This is a genomic window from Streptomyces griseochromogenes, from assembly GCF_001542625.1.
GTDB classification, from domain to species: Bacteria; Actinomycetota; Actinomycetes; order Streptomycetales; family Streptomycetaceae; genus Streptomyces; species Streptomyces griseochromogenes.
In genome coordinates, this window is the sequence record NZ_CP016279.1 from 4,146,079 (window position 1) to 4,160,501 (window position 14,423).

Below are 14,423 nucleotides of genomic sequence, written 5' to 3' on the forward strand. Positions count from 1 at the left end.
GGTTCCCGGGCACACAGCCGCTCCCCGGGCAGGTCCGTGGGGGGCCTTCCGGGGAGCGGCGAAAAACAATCAGTGCGTCACCCGCCGCCGCGCGCTCATGTGTCCCGCCACGGTGTGCGCCGCGGCCGCCAGGCCGGCACCGCCCGCCGGTAACGCTCGTATTCCGCGCCGAACCGGCGCACCAGCCCCGGCTCCTCGTACCAGCGGACGAAGGCCCAGGACAGCGCCCAGGCTCCGGCGGCGTATACGAAGAGCACCGGCCGGGCCAGCAGCAGGCCCTGTCCGGCCAGTACGGCGACGACGGCCACGTAGATCGGATTGCGCACGTACCGGTACGGACCGCTCACCACCAGCCGCGCGGGCGGCGCGATCGGTGCCGGGGTGCCGAGGCCCTCCAGCGCGAACCGCGCATAGGCCTCCAGGATCACGGCGGCGCCGGCCGCCAGGGGGACGAGGCCGAGCAGCCGCAGGGGCAGCCACCAGTCGCCCGTCCGCCAGCCGTCGGTCAGCGACCACGGCACCAGGACCGCCGCGCCGCCCGAGACCAGGACGAGAAACAGCGCGGTGCCCAGCGCCGCCGACGCCTTGCGCATCCACACACCATGACAGGTGCAGGGGCCGCTGTCTCCCTGCTGACGGCGGCCCCTGGTCGTGGAAGCGCTGCTCACATGTGGACGACCTGTGTGGCCGTGGCGTCCTGGCGCGGCACGCCGCGGCGGTAGAGAAGGAACGCGATGACCGTGCCCGCGGCGAAGAAGCCCGCCGACCACCAGAAGGCGGTGGTGTAGCTCTCGATCGTCGCCTGTGCCCGCACCAGCTTGCTGGTGGCGTCGCGGCCGGACAGGTAGTCGGTGGCCGCGCTCGCGGCGAGGGTGTTCAGCAGGGCCGTACCGATCGAACCGCCCACCTGCTGCATGGCGTTGACGGTCGCGGAGGCGACGCCCGCGTCCTCGGCCGCGACCCCGCCGGTGGCCAGCTGCATGGCCGGCGGCATGACCAGGCCGAGACCCACACCGATGATGATCAGCTGCGGCAGCACCGCGCTCGTGTAGGCGGAGCCGATGCCGATGCCGGTGAGCCAGGCCATGCCGGCCGTGGCGATCGCGAAGCCCAGCGGGATGACCGCCTTCGGGCCGATGCGGGGCAGCAGGACCGTCGTGCCGGCCTGCGCGGTCACCATCAGCGCGCCGACCATCGGCAGGAACGCCACGCCGGTCTTCGTCGGGCTGAAGCCGAGGTTGAGCTGGAGATAGTAGGTGAGGAAGAGGAACACGCCGAACATGCCCGCGCCGGTGATCAGCACCGCGAGGAACGAGGCGCCGCGGTCGCGGTCCAGCAGGATGCGCAGGGGCAGCAGCGGGTGCGCGGCCCGGGTCTGCCACCAGGCGAAGGCCGCCAGCAGCAGGCCGCCCGCGATCAGGAAGCCCCAGGTCAGCGGCGAACCCCAGTCGTGCGTCTCGGCGTTGGAGAAGCCGTACACCAGCGAGAACAGACCGGCGGCGACCAGGACCGTGCCCGGCACGTCCAGCTTGGCGTTCGCCGCGTCACGGTGGTTGCCCAGCAGGACCCAGCCGCCGGCGAAGGCGACGACCGCGATGGCCACGTTGACGTACAGGGTCCAGCGCCAGTCGAGCGCGTCCGTCAGCACACCGCCGAGCAGCAGGCCGACCGCACCGCCGGCACCGGCGATCGCGCCGTACACGCTGAACGCGCGAGCCCGCTCACGGGCGTTGGTGAACGTGGTGTTGAGCAGCGACAGCGCGGCCGGTGCGAGCAGCGCGCCGAAGGCGCCCTGCAGGGCGCGCGCGACGACCAGCATGGTGAAGCCGTTCGCGGCGCCGCCGAGCGCGGAGGCCGCGGCGAAGCCGACGACGCCGATCAGGAAGGCGGGCTTGCGGCCGAACAGGTCGGCGATCCGGCCGCCGAGCAGCAGCAGTGAGGCGAAGGCCAGCGCGTAGGCGGTCACGATCCACTGCCGGCTGCCGTCGGAGAAGCCGAGGTCGGCCTGGGCGGAGGGCAGGGCGATGTTCACGATCGTGGCGTCGAGCACCACCATCAGCTGGGCGATGGCGATGACCGCGAGTATCCACCAGCGCTTGGCGGAGGCGGCCGGCTGCGCCTCCACGGCGGCCGTGCTCGCGCCGTCGGTCAGAGTCTTCTGGGGCATCGGGAACTACTCCAGGGAAGTCGTTCGAAGCGGGGAAGCGGGAACACGCACAGCTCGTAAACGAAACTGTTTCGTACGCATCGAGGCTAGACCAGCTTGAGCGAAACGGCAACGTTTCGTTTCCCTGGGGCCCCATATTCCTTGACAGGCATATAACTCAGGAGGCATATTGCCTGTATGTCCGACGCCGCGCTCTGGAGCGCCCTCGCCGACCCCCATCGGCGGGCCATCGTCGCGCTGCTCCTGGAGCGGCCCCGGCCCGTCGGGGAGATCGTGGAGACATGCGGGCTGAGCCAGCCGAGCACGTCCAAGCATCTGAAGGTGCTGCGGGAGGCGGGTCTGGTGCGAGTCAGGCAGGACGCGCAGCGCCGCGTCTACGCCCTCGACCCGGCCCCGATCGCCGCCCTCGACGCCTGGCTGGCGCCGTACCGCACACTGTGGAACCGCAGCCTCGACGCCCTGGGCCGCCGCCTCGACGAGACGGGCGAGACGCCGGACGACACCTGAGCCCCCACCACGAAGGACCGAGCACCATGTCCGTCGACCTCACCGGTACCTATCTGACCCTGGAGGACGGCCGCCCCGCCGTCCGTTTCAGCCGCACCTACGACCATCCGGTCGATCGCGTCTGGCACTTCGTGACCGACCCGGACGAGCTGGCCGGGTGGTTCCCGTTCCAGGTCGAGATCGAACTGCGCGCGGGCGCGCCCGTCCGCTTCTTCGGCGAGCCGGGCACACCGGAGTTCACCGGCCGCATCCTCGCCCTCGACCCGCCGCGGCACCTGTCCTTCGAGTGGGGCGGCGACGAACTCCACTTCGACCTGGAGGAGGCCGGCGAAGGACGCGCCCGCTTCACGCTCACCAACGTCCTCGACGCCGAGAACACCGCCGCCCGCAACGGCGCCGGCTGGGAGGTGTGCCTGGCCGCCCTCGACGCCAAGGCGCGCGGCGAGCGTTTCGAGGGACCGCACGCCGGACCGAGCGCGCCGTGGAAGGAGTTCTACGACGGCTACATCGGAGCCGGAGTGCCCTCGGGCGCGCCCGTACCCGGCCTGGACTGAGCCGGGCCTACGCCAGCTGCCGCCGCACCAGCTCGTGCAGTCGGCCCGCGGTGTCCGCGAGGAGGTCGGCGGGCCGGCCCTGCTGGATGACCCTGCCGTCCTCCATCACGACGACCCGGTCGGCGTCCAGCACCGTCGACAGGCGGTGGGCGATGACGATGCGCGTGGCGTTCAGCTTGCGGGTGCTCTCGATGACGATGCGCTGGGTGTCGTTGTCGAGGGCGCTGGTCGCCTCGTCGAAGAACAGGATCCGCGGGCGCCGGATCAGTGCCTGGGCGATCATCAGGCGCTGCCGCTGCCCGCCGGAGATGGCGCCGTTGCCCGCCACGATCGTGTGCAGGCCCATCGGCATGCGCTTGATGTCCTCCGCGAGCCCCGCCATCTCGGCCGCCGCCATCGCCTCCTCGGGCGTGTACGGCTCGGTGCCGCAGATGACGTCCAGGATGGAGCCGGTGAACGGCTGCGCGTGCTGGAGGACGACCCCGCACTGGCGGCGCACCGCCGACTGGTCGAGGGCCCCCAGGTCCTGCCCGTCGTACAGGACGCTGCCCGAGACCGGCTTGTCGAAGCCGATCAGCAGACGCAGCAGGGTGGACTTGCCGCAGCCGCTGGGGCCGACGACCGCCACGAACTCGCCCGGACGGACGGAGAAGGAGACGTCGTCCAGGACGAGCGGCCCATCGTCGGCGTACCGGAAGGAGAGCCTGCGGGCCTCCACCGCACCGGACAGCGGGCCCGGACGCGTGCTCGCCGTGCGCACCTCGGGCGTGGCGTCCAGGACCGGCCTGATCTCCTCGAACAGCGGCAGCGCGGCCACCGCCGAGACGAAGGAGCCGGTGAGCTGGGTGACCGAGGTCAGCACCATCGTCACCGAGGTGTTGAAGGTGAGGAAGGCCGCCGCCGACATCGCGCCCTTCGCCGGACCGGCCAGCAGCATGAACATCAGCAGGGTGCACACCGGCAGATAGACCGCGCCCAGCACCGAGGTGAGGTTCTTGATCCGGCCGACCTTCTGCTGGAGTTCCCGGCTGTGCGCGAACTCCCGGGCCCAGGCGGCGTACGCGTAGTTCTCCGCCGCCGCCACGCGCAGCTTCGGCAGGCCCCGCAAGGTCTGGAAAGCCTGGTTGTTCAGCTTGTTGCCGAGCACCACGAGCCGGCGCTGCCAGCGCACCTGCCACAGCCCGAGCCCCAGGAACACCGCCGCGATGACGACGAGCATGCCGATCGCCGCGAGCGCCATCGGCACGCTGTACCACAGCAGCAGACCGAGGTTCATCGCGCCGACCGTCACCGACTGCGCGACCACCGGACCGACGCCCGCCAGCAGCCGCCGGATCGCGCTGATGCCCATGGCGGCACTGGCGAGCTCACCGGTGGAGCGCTGGGTGAAGAACCGGGTCGGCAGCCTGAGCAGCCGGTCCCAGACGGCCGGCTGCAGCGCCGACTCGATACGGCCCTCCAGGCGCAGGATGGTCAGGTTCTCCAGCAGCGTGAACGCCGCCGACACGACACCGCTGATCATCACCGCCAGACAGACCTGGACGATCAGGCCGGTCTGGGCCCTCGGCACGTACTCGCCGAGCACCTTGCCCGTCGCGATCGGCACCAGCGCGCCGATCGCCACCGTCACCAGCCCGGCCAGCATCAGGTTGACCAGGTCGCCGCGGGTGCCGCGCAGGCTGAACCGCAGCAGCCCGAGCGGACCGAGCCGCCGCTCGGGCAGCGGCCGGTAGAACATCACCGCGCGCGGCTCGAACTCCTCGGCGTTCGCCTTCTCGATCGGCGTCTCGCGTCCGGTGCCCGGGTGCACGGCCACATAGCCGCCACGCCGCCACAGCAGCGCGACCGGCGCCCCGGACAGCGCCCGGTGCCCCACCAGCGGACCCACGTTCTCCCGCCACCAGCGGCCGTCGAGCCGTACGGCCCGGGCACGGACCCGGGAGGCCAGGGCCACCCGCTCCACCGGGTCCAGGCGCTCGCTCTCGGTACCGCTCTGCGCGGGCTCCGCGAGAGTGATTCCGGCCGCCTCGGCGGCCAGCTTGCAGGCCGCGTAGGTGGCGTCGGCGTCGGCTGCCGTCGTACGCCGGGCCGAGCGTTTGCCGATGGAGGCGAGCAGTGTCTGGTCGGCCTGGGCGCGGACCGCCTCACCGGCCTTGATCCCGGCGGCCGCGCGCGTCTCGTGGGTGCGCTCCAGCTGCTCGATCCACCGGTCCAGCGCGGTCAGCAGCCGGTACTGCTGATCGACCATGCTCTGCCACAGAGCCGGGTCCATCAGCAGGTCGGCGACTGCCTCCGCGCCGTACAGCGAGCCGTACTGGACGCTGCCCGGCGGCACCTGCATCCAGAACACGTCGTCGTCGGCGGGCGCGGCGGCGCGCTCCTCGGCCATCGGGGCCTGGAAGAGGACGGACAGGCCGCGGCCGACGCCCAGCGCGACCGCGTACTCCAGCGGGCTCGACGCCGGGGGGACGTACTGCGGGTTGCCGTACTCGTCGTACGACCATGTCTGGGTGTGGGCGGGCTGGTACAGCTCGCGCAGGTTGATCCGGTGCACCACGCAGTCCCGCGCCGGGCGGGCCACCAGGGTGTGCTGGGGTCCCGCGACCGGGCCGAGCAGCAGCGCGCCCGCCTCCAGGCGGCCGAGGTGGTGCCAGTGGCCCTGCTGGGCGGCGTCCACCGCGAACAGGTCCAGGGCGCCGGCCGCGACCAGCCACAGCACCTGCGGGCCTTCCAGGTCGAGCCGGTTGAAGCCCGCGCAGTCGATGCGCGTGCCCATGGACCCCAGCGCACCGAGAACGAGATCGCCTTCGCCGACGGTCGTCATCTCATCGCTCCCTGACCAGCGCGGCGTACGCGCCCGAGTGCGCCACCAGCTCCTCGTGCCGCCCGCGCTCGACGACCGCGCCGTGCTGGAGCACCACGATCTCGTCGCTGTCCCGGACCGTGCTGAGCCGGTGGGCGATCACCACGCAGGCGCAGCCGCGCCGGCGCAGGTTGTCCATCACGACCAGCTCCGTCTCCGCGTCCAGCGCGCTGGTCACCTCGTCGAGGACGAGGATGCTGGGCCGCCTGACCAGTGCCCGGGCGATCTCCAGGCGCTGGCGCTGCCCGCCGGAGAAGTTCCGGCCGTCCTGCTCCACCTTGCTGTGGACGCCACCGGGCCTGCGCATGACCACGTCGTACAGGGCCGCGTCCTTCAGCGCCTCCAGCACGGCCTCGTCCGGGATCGACGGATCCCACAGGGCCACGTTGTCGCGGACCGAGCCCTCGAAGAGGAACACGTCCTGGTCGACGAAGGAGACGGAGGAGGCCAGCGCGCCGCGCGGGATGTCCTCCAGGCGGCGGCCGTCGATACGGATCACCCCGTCCCAGGGCGTGTACAGGCCCGAGATGAGCCTGGAGACCGTGGACTTGCCGCTGCCCGAGCCGCCGACCAGGGCCACCTGCTGACCGGGCCCGACGGTCAGATCGAAGCCGGTCAGCAGCGGCTGGTCCAGCGGGCTGTAGCCGAAGGTCACGTTCTCCAGCTCGACATGCCCCTGCAGCCGGCGCGTCGAGTCGCCGCCGCCCGGGCGGGCGTAGAGCGGGTCGGCCTGGAAGTTCTCCACGTCCTTCAGCCGTGCCACGTCGGCCGCGAAGTCCTGGATCCGGCCCGCCACGCCGTTGAGCCGGGTCAGCGGGGCCGTGAAGCGGGTGACCAGCGCCTGGAAGGCGACGAGCAGACCCACCGAGATGTGGCCCTCGACCGCCCGCAGACCGCCGATCCACAGGATCAGCGCGCTGTTGAGCGTGGCCAGCGTCGGCGCGACCACGCCGAGCCAGGCGCTCGGCACACCGAGCCGCTGCTGCTCCTCCAGCGTGGTGGCGTGCTGCCCGGCCCACTTGCGGAAGTAGCCGTCCTCGCCGCCGGTCGCCTTCATCGTCTCGATCAGCTGAAGGCCGGTGTAGGAGGTGTTGGTGAGCCGGGCGGTGTCCGCGCGCAGCTTCGCCGTCCGGGTCGCGCGCAGCCGTACGACCAGCCGCATGGCCACCACGTTCAGCAGAGCCACACCGATGCCGACGAACGTCAGCTGCGGGTCGTAGGTGTACAGCAGCACGGCGTACAGCACGACCACGATCGCGTCCACGCCCGCCGCCGCCAGATCGCGGGCCAGCGTCTCGGCGACCTGGTCGTTGGACTGCAGCCGCTGCACCAGGTCGGCCGGGCTGCGCTGGGAGAAGAACGTGACCGGCAGCCGCAGCAGATGGCGCAGGAAGCGGGCGCTGGAGAGGGTGGAGGAGATGATCCGGCCGTGCAGCAGGTTGGCCTGCTGGAGCCAGGTCAGCACCAGGGTGAGCAGCACGCACGTGGCCATCGACGCGAACAGCACGCCGAGCAGGGAGGTCTGCCCGCCGATGAGGAACATGTCGATGTAGGTACGGCTGAGCGCGGGCACCGCCGCGCCCACCGCCACCAGCAGCAGGCTGGCCAGGACCGCGGCGGGCAGGGTGCCCGCGGTGCCGCGCAGCCGGGCCGGCATCGCGCCGAGCACACCGGGCCTGCGGCCGCCCTTGCTGAAGCCGTCGCCCGGCTCCATCACCAGCACGACACCGGTGAAGCTGCCGTCGAACTCCTCCATGGGCACGAAACGGCGGCCCTTGGCGGGGTCGTTGATGTACACCCCGCGCCGGCCGAAGCGGCGGCCCATCCCGTCGTAGACGACGTAGTGGTTGAACTCCCAGAACAGGATGGCCGGTGCGGCGACCTCGGCGAGGGCCGCCAGGTCCATCTGCATGCCCTTGGCGGTCAGGCCGTAGCCGCGGGCCGCCTTGAGCAGGTTGCTGGCGCGCGAGCCGTCGCGGGAGACGCCGCAGGCGATGCGCAGCTCCTCCAGCGGGACGTGCCGGCCGTAGTGGCCCAGCACCATCGCGAGGGAGGCGGCGCCGCACTCGACGGCCTCCATCTGGAGGACGGTGGGGGTGCGGACCGTGCCGCCACGGGGCTTGGGGACCGGGCGCCGGGCCGGGGCGGCCCGTCTGCGGCCGCGGGTTTCCTGAGTGGTGCTCACGGCAGCAGCCAATCGACGGGATGCTGGTCGGCCAGCCGGATCGAACCGGAGGCGAGGGTCATGGAGTCGAGCCTGTACGGCGGTCCGTCCGCGGAGGACCACCGGTAGCCGCTCTTGGTGCCGGACGACTTGTCGAGCTCGACCAGGACCGCCACCGGGCGGCCCTTCTTCGTGAACTGCTCGCCGAGCTGGCTGTCGCCGAGGAACGCGGCGATGGACTGGGCGGACTGCGCGGTGCGGTCCACCGACTTCACATGTCCGCGCAGCACGCCGTACCGCTGGGTCGGCACCGAGGACACCGTGAGGTCCACGGCGGCGTGCGCCGGGATGGCCGCGGCGTTCTCGGCGGGGACGTACACGGTGGCGTACAGCGGGTCGGAGGCGCGGGCGACCTTCTCGACAGCGGCCACATCGGTGCCGGTCTGGATGATCTGACCGATGGTGGCGGCGAGCGCGGTGACGCGGCCCGCGGCGACGGTACGGACCACCGAATCGCCCTGACTCGTGCGCACCTTGAGGACGGGCGAGTTCGGGGGCAGCCGTTCGCCCTGCCGGGCGAGTACGGCCGTGACCTGGCCGGCCACGGGACTCTGCAGCAGATAGCTGCCCTGCCCGTGGGTGAGGATGGCCTGGGCGCCCACCGTGGAGGCGACCGAACCGGTCACCGCCCACACGGAGGCCGCCGCCATGACGACGACGGTGACGCCGAGCGCGAGCCAGCCCTGGGGACGGGCCAGCCGCACCGGAAGGTCCAGCTCCTCCGGTGACTGGAGCTTGGCGAGGGCCTGTTGGCGGAACTGCACGGAACTTCCCTCACCCGAGGAGAGACATCGTCACGACAGGGTTCGGGCTCCTTCGGGAACCCGAGAGTCCCGGAGCCGGGGGGCGGCTCCGGGACTTCGGTCACACCTAGGTGCGATCAGAGACCGGCGACCAGGCCGGAAACCGGGGCCACGTTCAGGCCGGTGACACCCTCGACGGTGCCGACGACCGTGTCCACCAGGCCGGAAACCGGGGCAACGCCGTTCACGGCGCCGGTGACGGTGTTCAGGGCGTTCACGGACAGACCGCCGGAGACGTTGTCCAGCTCGGCGTCCGAGATCTCGACGGTCTCAACCTGGGGGGTGGAGTTCATGATGGAACTTCCCTTCGTATGGATATTTCACAAGGGGGGAGCGGCCCCCTCTGGGGACAGACGACGGCCGCGCTCCGCGGGTGCCGGGCTTCCGTCTCCGGAGGCCCGGGGGACCCCCGCGGTGCGATGGATCAAAGCACGCGCGCAGGGCGCGCTTCCAATCAACCAGGCCTCTCACCAGGCAACTTGGCTCACGCAGGGGTCCATCCGTGCAGGCGCGCGCACGGCTTGTCGGCGACTCCTTCACATGGCGCACGGCATCGTCGCAAGCCGGCACTTGCCCGTCGGGACGCGAATCCGGCACACCGCGCCAAAGGCATGCAGGGGGGCGCGCGAATGTGCAGAACCGGGGGCGCCGGTGACTTGGTTGAGTATTCAATGTGTAGATTCCCTGAAGCAGGGATTCCGGTACGTGTTCGGAACGGACCGCTACTGATCGGTAGCTGAGCGTGTCAGCCCATCAGTGCATAGACCGTGGTCGCACGCGCCGCGAGCGCACCCGATCCGGCGTCGCTCAGCGTGATGTCCGCGAACGCCATCCGCCGGCCCAGCTTGGTCAGGACCGCTTCGATCAAGACATCCGAACCGGTCACCGCCCGCTGGAAGGACGTCGACTGCTGCACGGTCGTCATCGGCACGAAGCCGCCCCGCGCGGCCGAGACCGCGATCACCGTCGCCGTGTCGGCCGCCGCCATCAGCGCCTGCCCCGACAGTGCGCCGCCCTCCCGGGCCAGCCGGTCCGACCAGGGCAGACGCAGGAGCGCGCGGTCCTCGCTCACGGCCGCGACGGACAGCCCGAGGTCGAGGACCCAGGGGGCGAAGTTGGCGGAGAGGATCTTGTCGGCTTCGGCGGTGGTCATCGTCATATGGGGGATTCTTCCCGGCCGTACGGCACGACACGCGGAGCGTGGCCGAATCACCGCCGTGGCACGGAAGTTGGCAACCGGAATTGAACGCACCGCGTGACCCGCCCGTACCTACAGCCATCCAGGCGCCCCCGATCAACTGCCCGACAGCGGCAGACCCCCGTACCCAGGAGGTCGAGAAGTTTGAGTCACAAGCGAATGCCGAAGCGCAAGGCTGCGATAGCGGTGGGCGGTGTCGCGGCGCTCGGAGCGGCGGCTCTCCTGCTGCCCAATGCCAACGCGTCGCAGGACAAGAACGACGATGCCGCCGGCGCCGCAGGTACCGCGAAGACCATGAAGGCCTCGGACGCCTCGGGTCTCGCCGCGCAGTTGCAGAAGCTGCTCGGTGACGCCGTCGCCGGGTCCTACTACGACAGCGGCAAGAAGCAGCTGGTCGTCAATGTGGTCAACGGCGACAGCAACGTGCTCGCGCAGGCGAAGAAGGCGGGAGCGGTCGTCCGCCAGGTCGAGAACAGCGCCGCCGAACTCAAGGCCGCCGCGCACACCCTGAAGAGCAAGGCGACCATTCCGGGCACCGCCTGGGCCGTCGACCCGCGCACCGACAAGGTCGTGGTCAGCGCCGACTCCAGCGTCACCGGCGCCAAGTGGGACAGACTGCAGTCGACCGTGCGCGGTCTCGGCTCCGGCATGGCGACGCTGAAGAAGTCCGCCGGTTCCTTCAAGACCTTCGTCTCGGGCGGCGACGCCATCTTCGCCCAGGCGCAGGGCGGCAACGTGCGCTGCTCCCTCGGCTTCAACGTCAAGGCATCCGACGGCAGCCCGGCCTTCCTGACGGCCGGTCACTGCGGCGTCGCCGCCAAGGACTGGTCCGACTCCCAGAACGGCCAGCCCGTCGCCACCGTCGACCAGGCCAAATTCCCCGGCAACGACTTCTCGCTCGTGAAGTACAACGACGCCACCACCCAGGCGCCCAGCGAGGTCAACGCCGGCAACGGCCAGACCGTGCAGATCACCCAGGCCCAGGACGCCACCGTCGGCGAGACCGTGTTCCGCATGGGCTCCACCACCGGTCTGCACAACGGCCAGGTGACCGGCCTCGACGCCACCGTCAACTTCCAGAGCGAGACGAACCCGGGCGGGGTCGACACCGTCAACGGCCTCATCCAGACCAACGTCTGCGCCGAGCCCGGCGACAGCGGCGGCTCCCTGTTCACCCAGGACGGCGGCGCGGTCGGCCTCACCTCCGGCGGCAGCGGCGACTGCACCAGCGGCGGCGAGACCTTCTTCCAGCCGGTCACCGCCGCCCTCCAGGCCACCGGCGCCACCCTCGGCGACGGCGGCAACGGGGCGGGCGGTCAGGCGGGTGCGGGCGACCAGTCCGGCAGCGCCGACCCCTCCGCCTCGGCCGGCGACCAGTCCGGTGCCGGCGACCAGGCGGGCGGCAACCAGATCGGCGGCACCGCCGACCCGTCCGCCTCGGCCGGAGACCAGAGCGGCACCGGCACGGGTACCGGCGACCAGTCGGGTGCGGGCGCGGGTACCGGCGACCAGTCGGGTGCGGGCGCGGGCACCGATGACCCGTCCGGCGCGGGCACGGGCGACGGCTCGTCGTCCGTCACCGGGACCAACTGACCCGTCCCGCAACGGGACCTCGGGGGACTACGACACCCCGGGCCGTCCCGGGAGTCCCTGACCGGCCCACAGCGGTTCCGGCCGGCAGGGACGGTCCGGCCCTCCGGCGGGAGGGCCGGACCGTGTGCGCCGCGCCGGGCGGCTCAGCCGTCGTGCGCCCGCAGCAGCAGCACCGCCATGTCGTCCACCCGCTCCCGCGCCGCCACGCTGTGCCGCACCAGCTCGTCGGCCAGGTCCTCCAGAGGCCGGTGGCCGATCTCGGCGAACAGCGCGCCCAGGTCGACCAGGGCGTCCTCGATGTCCATACCGGGCGACTCCACCAGACCGTCCGTGTACAGGGCCAGGACCGATCCGGGAGCCAGGGAGACCTCGGTCGTCGGGTAGACCGCCCCGGAGTCGATGCCCAGGAGCGGGCCGCCCGCCAGGTCCAGCACCCGCACCCGTCCGTCCGGCCGTCTGAGCAGTGGTGGCGGGTGCCCGGCGCGCGCCATCACTGCTCGTCCCCGGGCCGGGTCCAGCCGTAGATACAGGCAGCTGGCGAACAGGTCGGTGCCGAGGTCGATGAGCAGCCGGTTGGTGCTGCCCATCACCTCCTCGGGTGCCTGGCCCACCGTCGTGTACGCCCGTACCCCGGTGCGGATCTGCCCCATCAGCGCCGCCGCCGTCACGTTGTGGCCCTGGACGTCCCCGATCACCGCCGCCGCCAGCGGCCTGCTCGGCACCAGGTCGTAGAAGTCGCCGCCGATCTCCATCCCCTGGGTGGCCGGCAGATAGCGGGCGGCCGCCTCGATGCCGGGCGGCGGCGCCAGGGTGTGCGGCAGCAGCGACTCCTGAAGCCCCTGGGCCAGCCGGTGCTCGGCGTCGTAGAGCAGGGCGCGCTCCAGTGCTTGCGCGATCAGGCCGCCGAGGCTGGTCAGCACCGCCCGTTCCTCGGCGAGGAAGACATGCCGCTCGGCGAACGCCAGCACCCAGGTGCCCACCGGCCGCCCCGACGCGATCAGGGGCACATACGCCCACGCCGCGAACCCGTCCGGGCTCGTCCGATGGCACGGGTACAGCCGCTCCAGTTGCTCCCGCGAGTCGAAGAACGCCGGTACCCCGCTGGTCAGCACATGTGCGCCCGGGGTGCGCTCGCTCAGCGGCAGTCCGTCGAACCGCTCCACGACGTGAGGGTCCGGGTATCCGCGATGCCCCAGCACATGCAGCCGGCCGCCCTGTGAGCCGAGGACCAGAAGCGCCTGACCGCCGACCGCAGGTGCGATCTCGTCCGCGACCAGCTGCACCACGTCCTGCACCCCCACCGCCTCGGTCAGCGCGCCGGCCAGGCTCAGTACCTGCGAGATGGCCACCAGCCGGGAGGGCCCCGGGCCGGGCCGGGGCGTCCCCCGCGCCATCTCCGCCACCGCCCGGGCCGGGCTGACATGCACGCTCAGCCCGGTCGTGCTCGGATACATCCGGAACGAGAGCCAATCGCCCGGCGGGCGCAGCGCCACGAACGAGGTCACCTGCTGGCTGATCAGCGCGGCCCGGTACCGGTCCTCGTACATCGGATCGTTGAGCCAGGGCACCGACACCCACGGCAGCGTGCCCATCAGTTCCGCTACGGGTCTGCCGAGCAGCTCGGCGGCAGCGGGGTTGACGAACGCCATCCGGCCGTTCAGATCGAGCGACATCAGCCCGAACGGCAGCCGGGCCACCAGCCGCGCCGCCTCCACCGACCCCAGCGTGCTCGCCACAACCGAGCCCGCGTTCGCCAGCAGGTCGGCCTCGGGGCCCAGCGGCCGCTTCTCCTCCTCGGCCCGCGCCAGCCGCAGGGCCAGCCGCTCGCAGTCCGACGTCAGAGCCTTGCGCTCCCATGCGGACAGCTCGGGCGGGTGCGTGCCGGGCCAGGTCACGAACACGGCGCCGTAGACCCGGTCCGCCGTCGCGACCGGCAGCGCGGCCAGCGCGAACGGGTACGGCAGCACCACCGCGATGCGCGGATAGCGGCGGGCCATCTCCTCCTCGCCGCCCACCCACACCACCCGCCGCTCCCGCACCGCCTGCGCGACCGGGATCGGTGCGCTCAGCCCGACCCGCTCCCACGGAGCCGCGAACGCCCGGGGCATTCCCGCCATCACGGCCATCTCCAGGACCGGCTCGTCGGGTCTGAGCAGATACACCCCGCCGGAGTGCGCGCCCACGTCCTCGATCATCGAGGCCAGCGCGAGCGACAGCACCGGCCTGCTGACCGGCGCCCTGGGGGCCGCCGGTGCCTGCGCAGGCCCTGGCCCGTCGGACACGCCGACCACCTCCTCGTACGGCCGCGCGACGCATCCTGGGATCAAGGCTCCCTCGCGGGGGCGCGCCACGCACGGCGAACACCCGCCGCACGCGCCGGGGGCGGCTCTGACCTGCGAAGGAGCGCTGTTGCCCCGGCGTTCCTCCGGATACCCCGCTCGGCCCGAGCCATGCACCCCGGGCTGAAGCGCAAGGCGGCGTACGGGCGCCCCGCGTGCGCCCCCACGCACCCTG

The 14,423-nt window shown here is 72.0% G+C and carries 11 protein-coding genes; 3 read left to right on the forward strand and 8 right to left on the reverse strand.

Going from position 1 to position 14,423, the window contains the following annotated elements:
- Positions 1–95 precede the first annotated feature (95 nt).
- Together AVL59_RS17565 and AVL59_RS17570 are read right to left on the reverse strand one after the other, a co-directional pair.
- Positions 96–593 carry a methyltransferase family protein gene (locus AVL59_RS17565; protein WP_067305219.1) on the reverse strand — a complete coding sequence of 166 codons (498 nt, stop codon included), beginning with the start codon at positions 591–593 and terminating at the stop codon, positions 96–98.
- Between the two features lie 71 nt (positions 594–664).
- Positions 665–2,167 carry an MFS transporter gene (locus AVL59_RS17570; RefSeq protein WP_067305221.1) on the reverse strand — a complete coding sequence of 501 codons (1,503 nt, stop codon included), beginning with the start codon at positions 2,165–2,167 and terminating at the stop codon, positions 665–667.
- A gap of 177 nt (positions 2,168–2,344) precedes the next feature.
- Between AVL59_RS17570 and AVL59_RS17575 the strand changes: the two genes are divergently transcribed.
- A complete protein-coding gene (locus AVL59_RS17575; RefSeq protein WP_067305224.1) occupies positions 2,345–2,674 on the forward strand; it encodes an ArsR/SmtB family transcription factor in 330 nt (109 codons plus the stop codon).
- 26 nt (positions 2,675–2,700) lie between these two features.
- Entirely contained in the window at positions 2,701–3,228 is a 528-nt protein-coding gene (locus AVL59_RS17580) for an SRPBCC family protein (RefSeq protein ID WP_067305227.1), read from the forward strand.
- Between the two features lie 7 nt (positions 3,229–3,235).
- On the opposite strand, the gene AVL59_RS17585 is transcribed toward AVL59_RS17580, so the two are convergent.
- From AVL59_RS17585 to AVL59_RS17605, 5 genes are all read right to left on the reverse strand, one after another.
- Positions 3,236–6,052: an NHLP bacteriocin export ABC transporter permease/ATPase subunit gene (locus AVL59_RS17585; protein WP_067305230.1), complete on the reverse strand. Its 2,817-nt coding sequence runs from the start codon at positions 6,050–6,052 to the stop codon at positions 3,236–3,238.
- A gap of 1 nt (position 6,053) precedes the next feature.
- A complete protein-coding gene (locus tag AVL59_RS17590) occupies positions 6,054–8,276 on the reverse strand; it encodes an NHLP family bacteriocin export ABC transporter peptidase/permease/ATPase subunit (protein WP_067305232.1) in 2,223 nt (740 codons plus the stop codon).
- Positions 8,273–9,079: an HlyD family efflux transporter periplasmic adaptor subunit gene (locus tag AVL59_RS17595; protein WP_067305234.1), complete on the reverse strand. Its 807-nt coding sequence runs from the start codon at positions 9,077–9,079 to the stop codon at positions 8,273–8,275. The genes AVL59_RS17590 and AVL59_RS17595 overlap by 4 nt, the downstream gene beginning before the upstream one ends.
- Before the next feature lie 116 nt (positions 9,080–9,195).
- Complete coding sequence (locus AVL59_RS17600; RefSeq protein WP_066994879.1) at positions 9,196–9,411, reverse strand: hypothetical protein; 216 nt, start codon at positions 9,409–9,411, stop codon at positions 9,196–9,198.
- A 452-nt stretch (positions 9,412–9,863) separates the two neighbouring features.
- The gene (locus AVL59_RS17605; RefSeq protein WP_067305237.1) at positions 9,864–10,277 is read right to left on the reverse strand and encodes a PaaI family thioesterase; all 414 of its coding nucleotides are present in this window, start codon (positions 10,275–10,277) and stop codon (positions 9,864–9,866) included.
- A 198-nt stretch (positions 10,278–10,475) separates the two neighbouring features.
- On the opposite strand from AVL59_RS17605, the gene AVL59_RS17610 reads away from it, so the two are divergent.
- Positions 10,476–11,909, forward strand: coding sequence for a S1 family peptidase (locus AVL59_RS17610; RefSeq protein WP_067305239.1), 1,434 nt, complete (start codon positions 10,476–10,478; stop codon positions 11,907–11,909).
- Between the two features lie 143 nt (positions 11,910–12,052).
- Here AVL59_RS17610 and AVL59_RS17615 read toward each other — a convergent pair whose 3' ends face one another.
- The gene (locus AVL59_RS17615; RefSeq protein WP_067317401.1) at positions 12,053–14,191 is read right to left on the reverse strand and encodes a SpoIIE family protein phosphatase; all 2,139 of its coding nucleotides are present in this window, start codon (positions 14,189–14,191) and stop codon (positions 12,053–12,055) included.
- Between the last annotated feature and the right edge of the window lie 232 nt (positions 14,192–14,423).

Excerpts from the sequence above, each read along its gene's own strand:
- AVL59_RS17565 (WP_067305219.1), bottom strand. The coding sequence starts at position 593 with ATGCGCAAGGCGTCGGCGGCGCTGGGCACCGCGCTGTTTCTCGTCCTG.
- AVL59_RS17570 (WP_067305221.1), bottom strand. The coding sequence starts at position 2,167 with ATGCCCCAGAAGACTCTGACCGACGGCGCGAGCACGGCCGCCGTGGAG.
- AVL59_RS17575 (WP_067305224.1), top strand. The coding sequence starts at position 2,345 with ATGTCCGACGCCGCGCTCTGGAGCGCCCTCGCCGACCCCCATCGGCGG.
- AVL59_RS17580 (WP_067305227.1), top strand. The coding sequence starts at position 2,701 with ATGTCCGTCGACCTCACCGGTACCTATCTGACCCTGGAGGACGGCCGC.
- AVL59_RS17585 (WP_067305230.1), bottom strand. The coding sequence starts at position 6,052 with ATGACGACCGTCGGCGAAGGCGATCTCGTTCTCGGTGCGCTGGGGTCC.
- AVL59_RS17600 (WP_066994879.1), bottom strand. The coding sequence starts at position 9,411 with ATGAACTCCACCCCCCAGGTTGAGACCGTCGAGATCTCGGACGCCGAG.
- AVL59_RS17605 (WP_067305237.1), bottom strand. The coding sequence starts at position 10,277 with ATGACGATGACCACCGCCGAAGCCGACAAGATCCTCTCCGCCAACTTC.
- AVL59_RS17610 (WP_067305239.1), top strand. The coding sequence starts at position 10,476 with ATGCCGAAGCGCAAGGCTGCGATAGCGGTGGGCGGTGTCGCGGCGCTC.